Source organism: Legionella sp. ST3F1 (genome assembly GCF_048553315.1).
Classification (GTDB): Bacteria; Pseudomonadota; Gammaproteobacteria; order Legionellales; family Legionellaceae; genus Tatlockia; species Tatlockia donaldsonii.
The window spans coordinates 1-224 of the sequence record NZ_JBLZIO010000105.1; the positions used below are offsets into that span (position 1 = coordinate 1).

A 224-nucleotide genomic window follows, 5' to 3' on the forward strand; every position below is an offset into this window, starting at 1 on the left:
GGACGGTAGCCGTTGAAGAATGGTGTATGACGACCACCTTCATCTTTTGATAACACATAGACTTCTGCTTCAAATTTCGTATGAGGCTTGATTGTTCCTGGCTTCGCCAATACTTGACCACGCTCAACTTCATCACGCTTCGTTCCACGTAATAGCACACCAACGTTATCCCCAGCGCGCCCTTCGTCAAGAAGTTTGCGGAACATCTCAACGCCTGTGCAGGT

At 48.7% G+C, this 224-nt stretch carries 1 protein-coding gene; it reads right to left on the reverse strand.

Annotated elements, in window-relative coordinates:
- On the reverse strand, positions 1-224 hold a 224-nt coding region (locus tag ACN4Z1_RS16100; protein ID WP_419413505.1), incomplete at both ends, for an EF-Tu/IF-2/RF-3 family GTPase.